The following is a 13,441-nucleotide window of genomic DNA, read 5'->3' as shown; positions in this document are numbered from 1 at the left end:
TAAAAATTGATTCAGCGCAATTTTAAGTCTTTGATGATTTCAGTATCAGAAACAGTAAGGGCTTTTAAAACCATAACAGTTACCAGAGCGTTGAGTATTTTACTCACTGATATACACTGTGCGGGTCCACATGTTTTGACCCGCGAGATAATAACGATGAAAAAGTACCAGCGTCTGGCTGAACAACTCTGCGAGCAGATTGCCTCTGGCGTCTGGCAACCTGGCGACCGTTTACCGTCACTGCGTGAGCAGGTGGTCAGTAGTGGGATGAGTTTTATGACCGTCGGACATGCCTATCAGCTGCTGGAAAGTCAGGGACGGATTATTGCGCGTCCCCAGTCCGGTTATTATGTCGCGCCACGTCCGGTTAGCCAGCCCGAGGTGCAACCGGTCCAGGTGATGTGCGACGAAGCGGTAGATATCAACACCTATATCTTCGAGATGCTACAGGCCAGTCGGGATGCGTCGGTGATGCCGTTTGCCTCGGCCTTTCCCGATCCGCGTTTATTCCCCCTACAGCAACTGAACCGTTCTCTGGCGCAGGTGAGCAGGACCGCAACCGCGATGAGCGTGATTGAAAACCTGCCGCCGGGGAACGCAGAGCTGCGTCACGCCATTGCCCGCCGTTATGCCCTACAGGGTATTACCGTCTCGCCCGATGAGATAGTCATTACCGCCGGAGCGCTGGAGGCGCTTAACCTGAGCCTGCAGGCGGTGACAGAACCGGGCGACTGGGTGATTGTCGAAAACCCCTGTTTCTATGGCGCGTTGCAGGCGCTGGAGCGGCTGCGGCTTAAAGCGTTGTCGGTGGCTACAGACGTGAAGGAGGGGATCGACCTCGCGGCGCTGGAGCTGGCACTGCAGGAGTACCCGGTCAAAGCCTGCTGGCTCATGACCAACAGCCAGAACCCGCTCGGCGTGACTCTCAGCCCGGAGAAAAAGGCGCGTCTGGTTGAGATACTCGATCGCCATAATGTGATGTTGATTGAAGATGATGTCTACAGCGAACTCTACTTTGGTCGGGAGAAACCGCTGCCCGCCAAAGCGTGGGATCGGGGCGATAAAGTGCTGCACTGCTCGTCGTTTTCCAAATGTCTGGTGCCGGGTTTTCGCATCGGTTGGGTAGCTGCCGGCAAACATGCCCGTCAGATCCAGCGATTACAACTGATGAGCACGCTCTCCACCAGTTCGCCGATGCAGCTGGCACTGGTCGATTATCTCTCTACGCGCCGGTATGACGCCCATCTTCGCCGCCTGCGTCGTCAACTGGCGGAGCGCAAACAGCAGGCCTGGCAAACGCTGCTGCGTCATCTTCCGGCGGAAGTAAAAATACATCATAACAACAGCGGCTATTTTCTCTGGCTTGAACTGCCGGAATCGCTGGACGCGGGTGAGCTGACCACACAGGCGCTGGCCCATCATATCAGCATCGCGCCGGGGAAAATGTTCTCGACCTCAGACACCTGGAAGCGCTTTTTCCGCTTCAATACCGCATGGAATTGGGGAGAGCGCGAAGAAGACGCGGTGAAACAACTGGGGCAACTCATTCGCGCTCAGATGAAATAAAACACGCGCGCTATTCAATATAAAAGAATGGCGCGTTCTTATTTATAAAATATCAGCAAGAACCGTACGACTTTATTTCCCGCCGATCATCATAGGAAATATCAATAGCGTTTGTTTTTCCACCTCGTCAGCTAACCCCTTGTCTATACTCCAGAAGATAGCCGCACAGCGCCGGCGTTCGGGGCGTAATGCGCGTTATGTCACAACCTGATTAAATTTCCTCGTGCCGGGAGGTGCGCTGACGGCGCGCCGACTATTTTTAGGAAAGGACATATATTTACGGCAAGGCTGCCGCTCAATATTTTGCGACAGGAGTAAGACCTTATGAGCAAGAAATTTGCCCGCAGCAGCCTGTGCGCGCTCAGTATGACGCTGATGACCGCGCACGCCGCCGAACCGCCCACCGCTTTAGGTCAGGCTGAAGGCCGCCTGGATATTATCGCCTGGCCGGGCTATATCGAACGGGGTCAGACCGATAAACAGTACGACTGGGTGACACAATTCGAAAAAGAGACCGGCTGTGCGGTAAACGTCAAAACGGCGGCGACGTCGGATGAGATGGTCAGCCTAATGGCGAAAGGCGGTTACGATCTGGTGACGGCCTCTGGCGATGCCTCTCTGCGCCTGATCATGGGTAAACGCGTGCAGCCAATCAACACGGCGCTCATCCCTAACTGGAAAACCGTCGATCCCCGCGTGGTCAAAGGCGACTGGTTCAACGTGGCGGGCAAAGTCTACGGCACGCCGTATCAGTGGGGACCGAACCTGCTGATGTACAACACGCAAACTTTCCCGACGCCGCCGGATAGCTGGAACGTGGTGTTCGTTGAACAAAACCTGCCGGATGGAAAAAGCAACAAAGGCCGCGTGCAGGCCTATGACGGACCGATTTACATTGCCGACGCGGCGCTGTTTGTGAAAGCCACCCAACCGCAACTGGGGATCTCGGATCCGTATCAACTTACCGAAGCGCAGTATCAGGCGGTACTGAAAGTACTGCGCGCGCAGCAACCGTTGATCCACCGTTACTGGCACGACACCACCGTACAAATGAGCGATTTCAAAAATGAGGGCGTCGTGGCGTCCAGCGCCTGGCCGTATCAGGCGAACGCGCTGAAGGGTGAAGGGCAGCACATTGGTACGGTGTTCCCGAAAGAAGGGGTCACCGGCTGGGCGGATACCACCATGCTGCACAGCGAAGCAAAACACCCGGTTTGCGCCTACAAGTGGATGAACTGGTCGTTGACGCCAAAAGTTCAGGGCGATGTGGCGGCCTGGTTTGGATCGCTGCCGGTCGTCACCGAAGGCTGTAAGGCCAGTACGCTGCTGGGCGACAAAGGCTGTGAAACCAACGGCTACCGCTATTTTGACAAAATCGCCTTCTGGAAAACGCCTGTCGCTGAAGGCGGTAAATTCGTGCCGTACAGTCGCTGGACGCAGGATTACATCGCCATCATGGGCGGTCGTTAACGTCACTGGGGTGATTTATGACGTACGCAGTGGAGTTTGACAACGTCTCGCGTCTGTACGGTGACGTGCGGGCGGTCGATGGCGTCAGTATTGCGATTAAAGACGGTGAGTTTTTCTCCATGCTGGGGCCCTCCGGCTCCGGCAAAACCACCTGCCTGCGCCTGATTGCCGGATTCGAACAGCTTTCTGGCGGTTCGATTGCCATCTTTGGCAAGCCAGCCAGCGATTTACCGCCCTGGGAGCGGGATGTGAATACCGTGTTTCAGGACTACGCGCTGTTTCCACACATGTCGATTCTCGACAATGTCGCCTATGGCCTGATGGTTAAAGGCGTCGATAAGAAGCAGCGTCAGGCCCAGGCCCGTGAGGCGCTGGAAAAGGTGGCGCTGGGGTTTACCTTCGAACGCAAACCGTCACAGCTTTCCGGCGGTCAGCGTCAGCGGGTCGCCATCGCCAGGGCGCTGGTCAACGAACCGCGCGTGCTGCTGCTGGATGAACCGCTTGGCGCACTGGATCTGAAACTGCGCGAGCAGATGCAACTGGAACTGAAAAAGCTCCAGCAGTCGCTGGGGATTACGTTCATCTTCGTGACGCACGATCAGGGCGAAGCGCTGTCGATGTCCGATCGCGTGGCGGTGTTTAACAACGGCCGCATTGAGCAGGTGGATTCGCCGCGCGAGCTCTACATGCGTCCGCGCACGCCGTTTGTTGCGGGTTTCGTCGGAACATCGAACGTCTTTGATCCCGCGATGGCCTCAAACGTCTGCGGGATGACGGGCAGCTTCTCGCTGCGCCCGGAGCATATCCGGCTCAATACTCCCGGAGAGATCCAGGTGCAGGGGGTGATTCAGGCCGTGCAGTATCAGGGGGCCGCCACCCGTTTTGAGCTCAGGCTTGCTGGCGGCGAAAAGCTGCTGGTCAGTCAGGCCAATCAGACGGGAGAACCGTTTGCGACTCTGCTCGCGCCCGGTCAGCAGGTGATGGTGTCATGGCCGCGCGAGGTCATGGTACCGCTGGTCGAGGAGAGGTGAATGGCAATGAATGTGCTCTCTACGCCTTCACGGCCCGGCGGTCTGAGTAAACTCACCGGCTTTTTCTGGCGTCATCCCGGTCTGGGGCTGTTTTTGCTGCTGCTTGGCCCGCTGATGTGGTTTGGCATTGCCTACTTCGGCTCGCTGCTGACGCTGCTGTGGCAGGGGTTTTACACCTTCGACGACTTCACCATGTCGGTGACGCCGGATCTGACGCTCGCCAATCTTCGCGCGCTGTTTAACCCCGCCAACTACGACATCATCTTACGCACGCTGACGATGGCGATTGCGGTGACAATAGCCAGCGCGATTCTGGCGTTTCCGATGGCGTGGTACATGGCGCGCTATACCTCCGGCAAGATGAAGGCGTTCTTCTATATTGCGGTCATGCTACCGATGTGGGCGAGTTACATCGTCAAGGCCTACGCCTGGACGTTGCTGCTGGCGAAAGATGGGGTGGCGCAGTGGTTCCTGGTTCATCTTGGCGTAGAACCTCTGCTGACCAGCCTGCTGACGCTGCCGGCCGTAGGGGGAAACACGCTCTCGACGTCGGGGTTAGGGCGCTTTATGGTGTTCGTCTATATCTGGCTGCCGTTTATGATCCTGCCGGTTCAGGCCGCGCTGGAACGGTTGCCACCGTCGCTGTTACAGGCGTCCGCCGATCTGGGGGCTCGTCCACGTCAGACCTTCCGCTATGTGGTTCTGCCGCTGGCGATCCCCGGCATCGCCGCCGGTTCTATCTTCACTTTCTCGCTGACGCTGGGGGATTTTATCGTGCCGCAGCTCGTGGGGCCGCCGGGCTATTTTATCGGCAACATGGTCTATTCCCAACAGGGTGCGATTGGCAACATGCCGATGGCGGCGGCGTTTACGCTGGTGCCAATTGTGCTGATAGCCCTTTATCTGGCGTTCGTGAAACGTCTGGGAGCGTTCGATGCACTCTGAGCGCGCACCGTTTTTCCTCAAACTGGCGGCCTGGGGCGGGGTGGTTTTCCTGCACTTCCCGATTCTTATCATCGCAGCCTATGCGTTTAATACCGAAGACGCTGCCTTTAGCTTTCCACCGCAGGGGCTGACGCTACGCTGGTTCAGCGTTGCCGCGCAGCGCAGCGATATTCTGGATGCCGTGACGTTGTCACTAAAAATCGCGGCGTTGTCGACGGCAATTGCGCTGGTGCTCGGTACGCTTGCCGCCGCGGCGCTCTGGCGGCGTGATTTCTTCGGTAAAAACGCTATCTCATTATTGCTGCTGTTACCGATAGCCCTGCCGGGGATCGTCACCGGTCTGGCGCTACTGACCGCGTTTAAGACGGTCAATCTCGAACCGGGTTTTTTCACCATCGTCGTCGGTCATGCGACGTTCTGTGTGGTGGTGGTCTTTAACAACGTGATAGCCCGCTTTCGTCGTACCGCCTGGAGCCTGGTGGAGGCTTCTATGGATCTCGGCGCTAACGGCTGGCAGACCTTCCGCTACGTGGTGTTGCCGAATCTGGGATCGGCGCTGCTGGCCGGGGGAATGTTGGCGTTCGCGCTGTCGTTCGATGAAATCATCGTCACAACCTTTACTGCTGGTCACGAACGGACGCTGCCGCTGTGGTTGCTCAATCAGTTAGGGCGACCGCGCGACGTGCCGGTGACGAACGTCGTGGCACTGCTGGTCATGCTGGTCACAACCATTCCGATTCTGGGGGCCTGGTGGCTCACGCGTGAAGGCGACAGCCTCGCCGGAAACGGTAAATAAACAACGATATGGGAAAATGCTATGCAACATCAATTACTGATTAACGGCGAGCTGGTCAATGGTGAAGGTGAGAAACAGCCCGTCTATAACCCCGCCACCGGCGAGGTGCTGCTGGAAATTGCAGAAGCGTCTCCCGCTCAGGTGGATGCGGCCGTTCTCGCCGCCGATCGTGCGTTTAGCGAATGGGGACAGACGACCCCAAAAGCGCGCAGTGAACTGCTGCTGAAACTGGCTGACGTTATTGAACAGAATGCGCAGGTCTTTGCCGAACTGGAATCACGCAACTGCGGCAAGCCGCTGCATTGCGCGCTCAATGATGAGATCCCGGCGATTGTCGATGTGTTTCGCTTTTTCGCCGGTGCAGCACGTTGTCTGAACGGTCTGGCGGCGGGGGAATATCTGGAAGGTCATACCTCGATGATTCGTCGCGATCCGGTCGGCGTTGTCGCCTCCATCGCGCCGTGGAACTATCCTCTGATGATGGCGGCGTGGAAACTGGCCCCCGCGCTGGCGGCCGGTAACTGTGTGGTGATCAAACCGTCGGAAATCACACCGCTGACCGCGCTGAAACTGGCGGAATACGCCAAAGATATCTTCCCGCCGGGCGTGCTCAACGTACTGTTTGGCAGAGGCAAAACGGTCGGCGATCCGCTGACCGGGCACAAGAAAGTGCGCATGGTCTCCTTAACCGGTTCGATTGCTACCGGCGAGCACATCATCAGCCACACGGCGCCGTCGATTAAGCGCACGCACATGGAACTGGGGGGGAAAGCGCCGGTGATTGTGTTCGACGACGCTGACGTGGATGCGGTGGTGGAAGGGGTGCGCACCTTCGGTTTCTACAATGCCGGTCAGGACTGTACCGCCGCCTGTCGTATTTACGCGCAGAAGGGCGTTTACGACGCGCTGGTTGAGAAACTCGCTGCCGCCGTAGCCAGCCTGAAGACCGGCGCGCCGGAGGAGGAATCGACTGAACTGGGTCCGTTGAGCTCACTGGCGCATCTGGAGCGCGTCACCAAAGCCGTTGAAGATGCGAAAGCGCTGGGACATATCAATGTGGTCACCGGTGGGAAAAGAGTCGAAGGGCCGGGTTACTACTTCGCCCCGACGCTGCTGGCAGGGGCTAAGCAGGAGGATGCGATCGTCCAGCGAGAAGTGTTCGGTCCGGTGGTCAGCGTGACGGTCTTCGAGGAGGAAGAACAGGTGCTGGAATGGGCCAATGATTCGCAATATGGCCTCGCCTCATCGGTCTGGACGCGTGATGTCGGACGCGCGCACCGGGTCAGTGCGCGTCTGCAATACGGCTGCACCTGGGTTAATACCCATTTCATGCTGGTGAGCGAAATGCCGCACGGCGGGCAGAAACTGTCTGGCTATGGTAAAGACATGTCACTGTATGGACTGGAGGACTACACCGTGATCCGTCACGTCATGGTGAAACACTGATCGACCGTGTCCGTGATAAGCCGTAAGCCCTGCCGCCGTGCAGGGCTTTTTGTTGTCAATACTCAGGGGCAAAAGAGTATGGTATGGTGAATAGTCATTCATAAAAAATGCATTTAAATGGAGTGGGTATGATTGTTAGAACGTGGCATGGCTGTGTACCCGTGCAGCATGGCGATGGATTTGCAGTACATTTAGAATTGACCGGCGTTAAGCATTCCCAAAGCATTCTGGGGAATGCAGGGGCATTTGTACGCCGGGAGCGGCAAGGGGAATGGGAGCACTTCTTCCTCGCCACGTACTGGCACAATCTGGCGGCAATTAAAGCTTTTGCCGGCGAAGATTATCACGTCGCGGTGACCTATCCTGATGACGAACAGTTTGCGCTGCTTTCCGATCCGTATGTGTTCCAGTTTGAGGTCAACGAGAAGGTGCCGCTCTGATGTCATCCCGAATGAGTAAACATTAGGGATCATTTACGCTATCGCGGGGAAGTGAGAGGATCGTCGACCGAAGGCAGAGAGGATTCTCCTCTCTGCCCGTCTGCGTCGCAAGCACTCAAAATTTAGATAAACCAGCCAAATCTCAATGAGATAAGAGCAAAAAGACCAACAGCAGCAAAGAGATTTATCAACACCACGGTTCTACTGGAAACATTCATTTTTGCCACCCTGTGTTAGTGCCCCTTTGTATATAGTTCGCTGTCTCGCGATCCGCAATAGTACAAACCAGGGACTTAACGTAAGCGGTCATAAAAAGCGGCAAAATGGTTGACCAAAAGTGATAAAACTTGATGTGCATCAAAAAATGGAGCATATTGCGCGCGTTTTATTCTTCTGGCCGGATGCCCTTAAATGTCTTTGTACCAAAAAATGTTGATGTTCTATGCGGTAATGGCCGCGATTGCCTTTCTGATCACCTGGTTCCTCTCGCATGATAAAAAACGCATCCGCTTTCTGAGTGCCTTTCTGGTCGGGGCCACCTGGCCAATGAGTTTTCCTGTCGCTCTGTTGTTTTCGCTGTTTTGAGTCGACTCAGCCGGTGTCCATCCCGGCTGAACCTCAGGCCGTTGTCAGCAACGCGCACAGCGCCTTTCGGTCTGCTTCAGTCACATCCTGCGGATGCTGATACCCCTTGTTTTCCGTTGCCCGCGTATACAGCGCAACCAGCCAGTCATAGACATAGCGGCTGGCGGCGTGTACCGGTTGCTCTTCCAGTTGTGTTAGTCGCGCCATCGGCTGGCGTTTGACCGCGCTGAAAATTGCCGTTCCTTTGACGATCCGACTGGCGGGGCGTTCTGCCTCAGCCACGTCGGCATAGCCAAGCCAGGCAATAAAATTGGCGATACAGGCGTGCAACTGGGCAGCGCAGACCTCTTCACGCTGCAATATCTGTTGCAGCTGCTGCGGCAGTTGCAGGCGGTAGCTGGCGATCGCCAGAATGTCGACGACCTGACGCAGCGCTGCGGGCGTCAAACCTAAACGTTTCGCCTGACCATCATCGCGACTCCACTGGCGAATGTGGTTGAGCCACATGCGGTGCGCCTGATAGCCCGTCTCTTTGTTCTCTGCCTGTTGCGGCGCGTCACGGACGTCCGCGAAAAGGTCAATGGCGTCATTGAACAAGCCGCTTACCTGTTCTTCGCGCGGTTGCGGGCGACGGAGCAGAGTTTCAAATTGTTGTACCGCCGGTAACAGGCCGTCGAGCAGATCGCCGTGATGCGCCGCCTGCTGTTGTAACTGGCGGACGACCGCTTCCGCGCTGGGCGCTTCGGCAGGTTGCGCCAGCATCAGTTCACGAACATGCTGTAGATGCTGCTCGCTCAGCGCCTGCAGCCGCGCCTGACGCTGTGGCGTTGACGTGGCTTGCGACAGCCATTCAGTCAACCGCAGCAGACTGTGTTTATCCAGCGCCTGTAGAGTGCCCCAGTGCTGGCCCGGTTTTCCCATCAGATGCTGGACCGCTTCGTCCAGATTCTGCTGCGTGGTAAATCGCGCATCCTGCGGCGTAATCGCCCACACCACGCCAGGCATCGCGGTTTCGCGCGTCGGCTGCGTGTCGTGCACCCAGTTGAGCAACGTTCTGGCCGTAGACGGCGTCTGCGTGCGGGTGGCGGTGGCATTACAGACAACCAGTACATCGGGCTGAAGCTGCTGCCGGTAATGCTCCAGCAACCAGCCCAGTTTAGCCTGCCAGAGCGGTTGCGGGTGGTTGAGCGGCGCGAGCGGAATATCCAGCAGATCGACGCCATCCAGTACGCTATCTTCCACACTCAGCACCAGTTCGCGCGTCAACAGGGCCAGCGACGCCTGGGCCAGACTGACGGCGTTAAGTCGCTTCTCATCCACAACGGGATGGACGACCACATCGCTTTGCGCCTCCTGCGAGGCGAGAAATTCCTGGGTGATAAAGCTTTCGGAGGGTAAACCAAACTGATCGACCAGCAGGCTCAGCGGCGCGGCGACTTCGCTGGCATGACCGGTCTGTTGCAGGACCTGTGCCAGTTCCAGCCACTGCTGCGTCAGCTCCGGCTGCTCACCCCACAACAGCGACCAGGCGCTGGCGCGGGTTGAGAGATCGACCGTCGGCAACAGCAGGGCAAACTGCTGCCACAGCGCGTCATCAATCTGCTGTTGCGATGCGGGGAGACAACGCTGCCAGAAGCGGGCAATGGTCGCCACTTCCTGCGCCGTCACGCCCTGAACGGGATGTAACTGACGTAGCGACTGCCACTTCTCGATGCGCGATTCGATAATCGCTTTTTCCACCTGCCGGTACGCTGGCTGAGCACAGGCCTGGGCGATGAATATCTGCACCAGTTCAGCTTCCGTTACCAGTCGCAGGCGCAGCGGCCACTCGTCGTCGGACAGGTTAACCTGGCGCGTGAAACGCAGTGCCATGTTGGTTGGCGCGTGTCCGGGGTTGAGATGACTGAAATAGTCGAAGCTGCGATCCGGCGTAATGACATTGACCTTACCGTTGTCGCTGCTGCACAGCGCGGCAAGGAGATGCGCTTTCGCCGCCTGCGAATAGCCGTAAAGCCCAATGCTGGCGCGCTCATGTCGGGCGGCATTGAGGGCGGATTCCGTGGCGGCTGCGCCGTTGAGTTGTGCCAGCAGGGCATCTGCTTCATCATCCAGCGTCATGGCGTGCTGACGGGTGCGGTTAACCCACGCGATCGCGGCCTGAGTGGTATTCAACATCTTGCTCATTTCAGGTACACGCTCCCGCTGTCAATCCAGTAATGGCTACCGCTGTGTCGGCGATCGGCCAGGGTATTCAATTTTAAGGTCAGGGCATTCGCCGCCACGGCCGTGCCGTCCTGTAGCCAGGCGTCACTCAGCACAAATGACTCGGGTCCGCTCTCTTTGTTGCCGCCGCGCAGTTGCAGACGCACATTTAACACACCGTCGCCGGCGATATTCTTCGCCAGATCGGCAGAGTTAATGCTCAGCGTATACAGCGGCGTTGCGGGCCAGCGACTGTTCGCCAGTTGGCGGAAACCGAGCGTAACGTTGCCGCGCAGCGGGAAGTGCAGGCGGGTGTCGAGTTTCGCGCCGGGTTTATCGAGATCAATATCCTGATACCAGACGTTTTCCTCACGCAGCGTGTTCACCGTATTGTCGAGCACCCCGAGGTAGCGCACGGTTGAGTAGGCGCCAATATCGGCGGCTTTAAAGTTAAAGCGCGGCAGGCGCAGATCCAGCGCCAGGCTGCACAGCATCGCCCCCACGGCGGCGGTGGATTTCGGATTGCCAATGCGCCCCTGCTGACTGAACGGATACCACTCATGGACGCGGTAGTTGTCCATCCACACCATGCGGTTGACCGGGACCGGCTGCAGATGACGGATCAGCGCCTGAACCGCCGGGATACAGGTCGGTCTGCCGGTGACCAGCAGAACATCACAGCAATAATGCGAAATGGCTTCACAGACCGCATGCAGCGGGGAGGTCAGGGTAAACTGGCCTGCCAGCATCGCCTCCTGTAACTGGCTGAACTGTACCTGCAATGGAACGCTAAAGAGATCAAACGTCGGCGAACCTGACGGCAGCGCGTGGTCGATCGCCTGCTGAATGTAGTTCAGTACGTTGCGGGTCGGACGATGGTTCAGCAGATCGCCAAAGGTGGCGTGCAGTCCGGCCAGCGGATCGTTAATGTCGCTCTTTTCCCACGCAGAGAGCACCGCGTGACCGAGTGGCATAAAGAGCTGTAGCGCCGTCTGTTGCCGTAAAACGGCCTGGGTATCGATGCGTCCGGAATCGCCAAACAGCGTGGCGAGCAGGGCGGCGGCATCGGTGACTCCCGCCTGCTGCAGTCGGGTTTGCAGGGCGGGCAAAATGCATTTCTGGATAATGTCCAACAGCATGTCATCGCCCGCGACCTTGAAACCCTCGCGGAACAGCAGATGCGGCGTGATTTTCACATTGGCGCCGACGCCATCGTCCAGTTGATAGTGGACAATCGCCATATCGGTGGTGCCGCCGCCGATATCAATCGAGGCCACGCGCAACGCCCGGCCTTTCGTCTCTCCGGGTTCCGGCAGACGATCCGGGCGGGCAAGGGCGTTGAAGAATGCTTCGCTGCGACCGGCATAGTGGGAAATGGCTTCGTTGTACAGCCAGACTAACTGACCGCAACTGGCTTCGTCCCACTCCATCTGAATTTCAGGGACCGGAACCACACTTTTTTCCTGCTGTTTACGCGTGCTGAAATCTTCATCTTGCGGGTGCCAGCCCATTGCTTTCCAGACGATGGCTATCGCTTCGAACATGCGCAAACGGAAGATTTCGCGTTCCTGTTTGGGCATCGCGGAAGGGAGCGTGAGGATCAGCGAGCGCAGTTGCCGCGGCGATGCCGGAAAGCCCAGACGCAGACGGGTCGCGACGCTGTTGATTTGTCCCAGCGCCTGGGCGAGGATCTCGCACAGCATATGGGTCATCAGCGTACTGCGGCTGTACTGGGGCGAAAACACCGGCAGGCGGTCATCCTGCGGCAGCGAGTAGAGCGGCTGACCGTCGTCGTTCATCAGGTTCATTAACGGAAAGGCGGTGGCGAGCGGTTCGCGCTGCGTTTTGCTGTTCATCTGGCTGAAGCGCCAGTCATGCAGCACCGGCGTTTCATCCCACAGATAGCGGCGCGGGCTGGAAATACCGCTATTACCGTCCGTTCCCGTGCGCTGCATCGCCAGCTTACGCGCTTCGTCACCGACCCGCACAATCGACGGCCAGATGAAGGCATCTTCACGTCCGCTTTCAACGGAGAAATGCTGTTTGCCAAAGCGGGCTTCTGAAAATTCAAGACGACTGGTGAACAGCGGATCGTTGAGATACTGCGGTTCGCTCAGCGATCGAACCTGCAGTTCCGCCGTCTGACGCAGTCCGTCATTGGCGTCGCCATGATCTTCAATCAATACGCCGCAGGTATGGGTGTTACCAACATCCAGAATCAAATCGACCGGGATCGCTGGGGTGCTGAGGGTGTGGGTCACCAGTTTGACTTCCGGTACGGCGAGCTGTTCCCCCAGTAGCGCCAGCAGGTTCAGCCAGTGCGCCTGATACTCAAAGTTGCGCAGCGCCAGGCTGATAGCCTGCTCAGTGCGGTTTTCCTGCTGGCTGACGTGGTTGAGAAACGCCTCGCGCAGCCAGCCATCAATCCAGGTCTGATCGAGAAAATCCGCGATCTCCTCGTCGCGCCAGGCCAGCGCAAAACGGGTGCCGTTCAGTAAATCGTTTTCGCCGGGCGCGAGCGCAGCGGGCGCATTCGCGCTCAACTGGCTATCAAGCGCGAGGGTGACGCGGTGGGTATTGCCCGCGCTGTCGGGTTCAGCAAGTTTACGCACCTGAACGCGCGCCCAGTTGTCAGGCCCTTCAACGAAGGTGCGTGGCGGATTAAAGCGCAGGAACGGCAGCGGCAGCCAGATACCGTCGAGGACATCGAGAGAGTAGTGCAGCGTTTGCGTACTTTCCGGTTTCACCACTTCCGGCTGCGAGCCAGGTCGCGCGGGCAGGGTATAGCGATCGTTTGTCAGATCGTAATCCAGACGCAGCAGGGGGCCATTGGCCGTTTTACGCACGAAGCGACCATGCTGCGCCGATTCCTGCGGCGTTAGCCCAAAGTCGAGAAACTGAACGCCGCTGTTTGCGATGAGCGTGACGCTCTGTTTGTAATCACACAGATTCACCAGCAT

Annotated in this window: 11 protein-coding genes; 8 read left to right on the top strand and 3 right to left on the bottom strand. The window is 57.7% G+C overall.

Features of this window, described 5'->3' with window-relative positions:
- Positions 1 to 156 precede the first annotated feature (156 nt).
- From OGY35_RS20675 to OGY35_RS20645, 7 genes are all read left to right on the top strand, one after another.
- Positions 157 to 1,566 (top strand): aminotransferase-like domain-containing protein, encoded by a 1,410-nt coding sequence (locus OGY35_RS20675; RefSeq protein WP_152404585.1) that lies wholly within the window; start codon positions 157 to 159, stop codon positions 1,564 to 1,566.
- A 324-nt stretch (positions 1,567 to 1,890) separates the two neighbouring features.
- Positions 1,891 to 3,036 carry a putative ABC transporter substrate-binding protein YdcS gene (gene ydcS, locus OGY35_RS20670; RefSeq protein WP_286633313.1) on the top strand — a complete coding sequence of 382 codons (1,146 nt, stop codon included), beginning with the start codon at positions 1,891 to 1,893 and terminating at the stop codon, positions 3,034 to 3,036.
- A 17-nt stretch (positions 3,037 to 3,053) separates the two neighbouring features.
- Complete coding sequence (locus OGY35_RS20665; RefSeq protein WP_286633311.1) at positions 3,054 to 4,067, top strand: ABC transporter ATP-binding protein; 1,014 nt, start codon at positions 3,054 to 3,056, stop codon at positions 4,065 to 4,067.
- Positions 4,068 to 5,012: an ABC transporter permease gene (locus tag OGY35_RS20660; protein WP_286633310.1), complete on the top strand. Its 945-nt coding sequence runs from the start codon at positions 4,068 to 4,070 to the stop codon at positions 5,010 to 5,012.
- Positions 5,002 to 5,808, top strand: a complete 807-nt coding sequence (locus OGY35_RS20655; RefSeq protein ID WP_286633309.1) for an ABC transporter permease — start codon at positions 5,002 to 5,004, stop codon at positions 5,806 to 5,808. The genes OGY35_RS20660 and OGY35_RS20655 overlap by 11 nt, the downstream gene beginning before the upstream one ends.
- Positions 5,809 to 5,829: 21 nt before the next feature.
- On the top strand, positions 5,830 to 7,254 hold the full coding sequence (gene patD / locus OGY35_RS20650) for an aminobutyraldehyde dehydrogenase (RefSeq protein WP_286633308.1): 1,425 nt from the start codon (positions 5,830 to 5,832) through the stop codon (positions 7,252 to 7,254).
- 128 nt (positions 7,255 to 7,382) lie between these two features.
- On the top strand, positions 7,383 to 7,694 hold the full coding sequence (locus tag OGY35_RS20645; RefSeq protein ID WP_286633307.1) for a hypothetical protein: 312 nt from the start codon (positions 7,383 to 7,385) through the stop codon (positions 7,692 to 7,694).
- Between the two features lie 122 nt (positions 7,695 to 7,816).
- On the opposite strand, the gene yncL is transcribed toward OGY35_RS20645, so the two are convergent.
- Complete coding sequence (gene yncL / locus OGY35_RS20640) at positions 7,817 to 7,912, bottom strand: stress response membrane protein YncL (RefSeq protein ID WP_071820580.1); 96 nt, start codon at positions 7,910 to 7,912, stop codon at positions 7,817 to 7,819.
- Positions 7,913 to 8,105: 193 nt separating this feature from the next.
- Between yncL and ortT the strand changes: the two genes are divergently transcribed.
- On the top strand, positions 8,106 to 8,279 hold the full coding sequence (gene ortT, locus OGY35_RS20635; protein ID WP_042318948.1) for an orphan toxin OrtT: 174 nt from the start codon (positions 8,106 to 8,108) through the stop codon (positions 8,277 to 8,279).
- A 33-nt stretch (positions 8,280 to 8,312) separates the two neighbouring features.
- Here ortT and OGY35_RS20630 read toward each other — a convergent pair whose 3' ends face one another.
- Together OGY35_RS20630 and OGY35_RS20625 are read right to left on the bottom strand one after the other, a co-directional pair.
- Positions 8,313 to 10,463, bottom strand: a complete 2,151-nt coding sequence (locus OGY35_RS20630; RefSeq protein WP_286633306.1) for a virulence factor SrfC family protein — start codon at positions 10,461 to 10,463, stop codon at positions 8,313 to 8,315.
- Entirely contained in the window at positions 10,460 to 13,441 is a 2,982-nt protein-coding gene (locus tag OGY35_RS20625; protein WP_286633305.1) for a virulence factor SrfB, read from the bottom strand. The genes OGY35_RS20630 and OGY35_RS20625 overlap by 4 nt, the downstream gene beginning before the upstream one ends.

This window comes from Citrobacter sp. Ct235 (assembly GCF_030332305.1).
Classification (GTDB): Bacteria; Pseudomonadota; Gammaproteobacteria; order Enterobacterales; family Enterobacteriaceae; genus Citrobacter_A; species Citrobacter_A telavivensis.
This window is presented reverse-complemented; position numbering and strand designations above follow the sequence as displayed.

Coding starts and splice junctions, on each gene's coding strand:
- OGY35_RS20675 (WP_152404585.1), top strand. CDS start 157: ATGAAAAAGTACCAGCGTCTGGCTGAACAACTCTGCGAGCAGATTGCC.
- ydcS (WP_286633313.1), top strand. CDS start 1,891: ATGAGCAAGAAATTTGCCCGCAGCAGCCTGTGCGCGCTCAGTATGACG.
- OGY35_RS20665 (WP_286633311.1), top strand. CDS start 3,054: ATGACGTACGCAGTGGAGTTTGACAACGTCTCGCGTCTGTACGGTGAC.
- OGY35_RS20660 (WP_286633310.1), top strand. CDS start 4,068: ATGGCAATGAATGTGCTCTCTACGCCTTCACGGCCCGGCGGTCTGAGT.
- OGY35_RS20655 (WP_286633309.1), top strand. CDS start 5,002: ATGCACTCTGAGCGCGCACCGTTTTTCCTCAAACTGGCGGCCTGGGGC.
- patD (WP_286633308.1), top strand. CDS start 5,830: ATGCAACATCAATTACTGATTAACGGCGAGCTGGTCAATGGTGAAGGT.
- OGY35_RS20645 (WP_286633307.1), top strand. CDS start 7,383: ATGATTGTTAGAACGTGGCATGGCTGTGTACCCGTGCAGCATGGCGAT.
- yncL (WP_071820580.1), bottom strand. CDS start 7,912: ATGAATGTTTCCAGTAGAACCGTGGTGTTGATAAATCTCTTTGCTGCT.
- ortT (WP_042318948.1), top strand. CDS start 8,106: ATGTCTTTGTACCAAAAAATGTTGATGTTCTATGCGGTAATGGCCGCG.
- OGY35_RS20630 (WP_286633306.1), bottom strand. CDS start 10,463: ATGAGCAAGATGTTGAATACCACTCAGGCCGCGATCGCGTGGGTTAAC.
- OGY35_RS20625 (WP_286633305.1), bottom strand. CDS start 13,441: ATGCTGGTGAATCTGTGTGATTACAAACAGAGCGTCACGCTCATCGCA.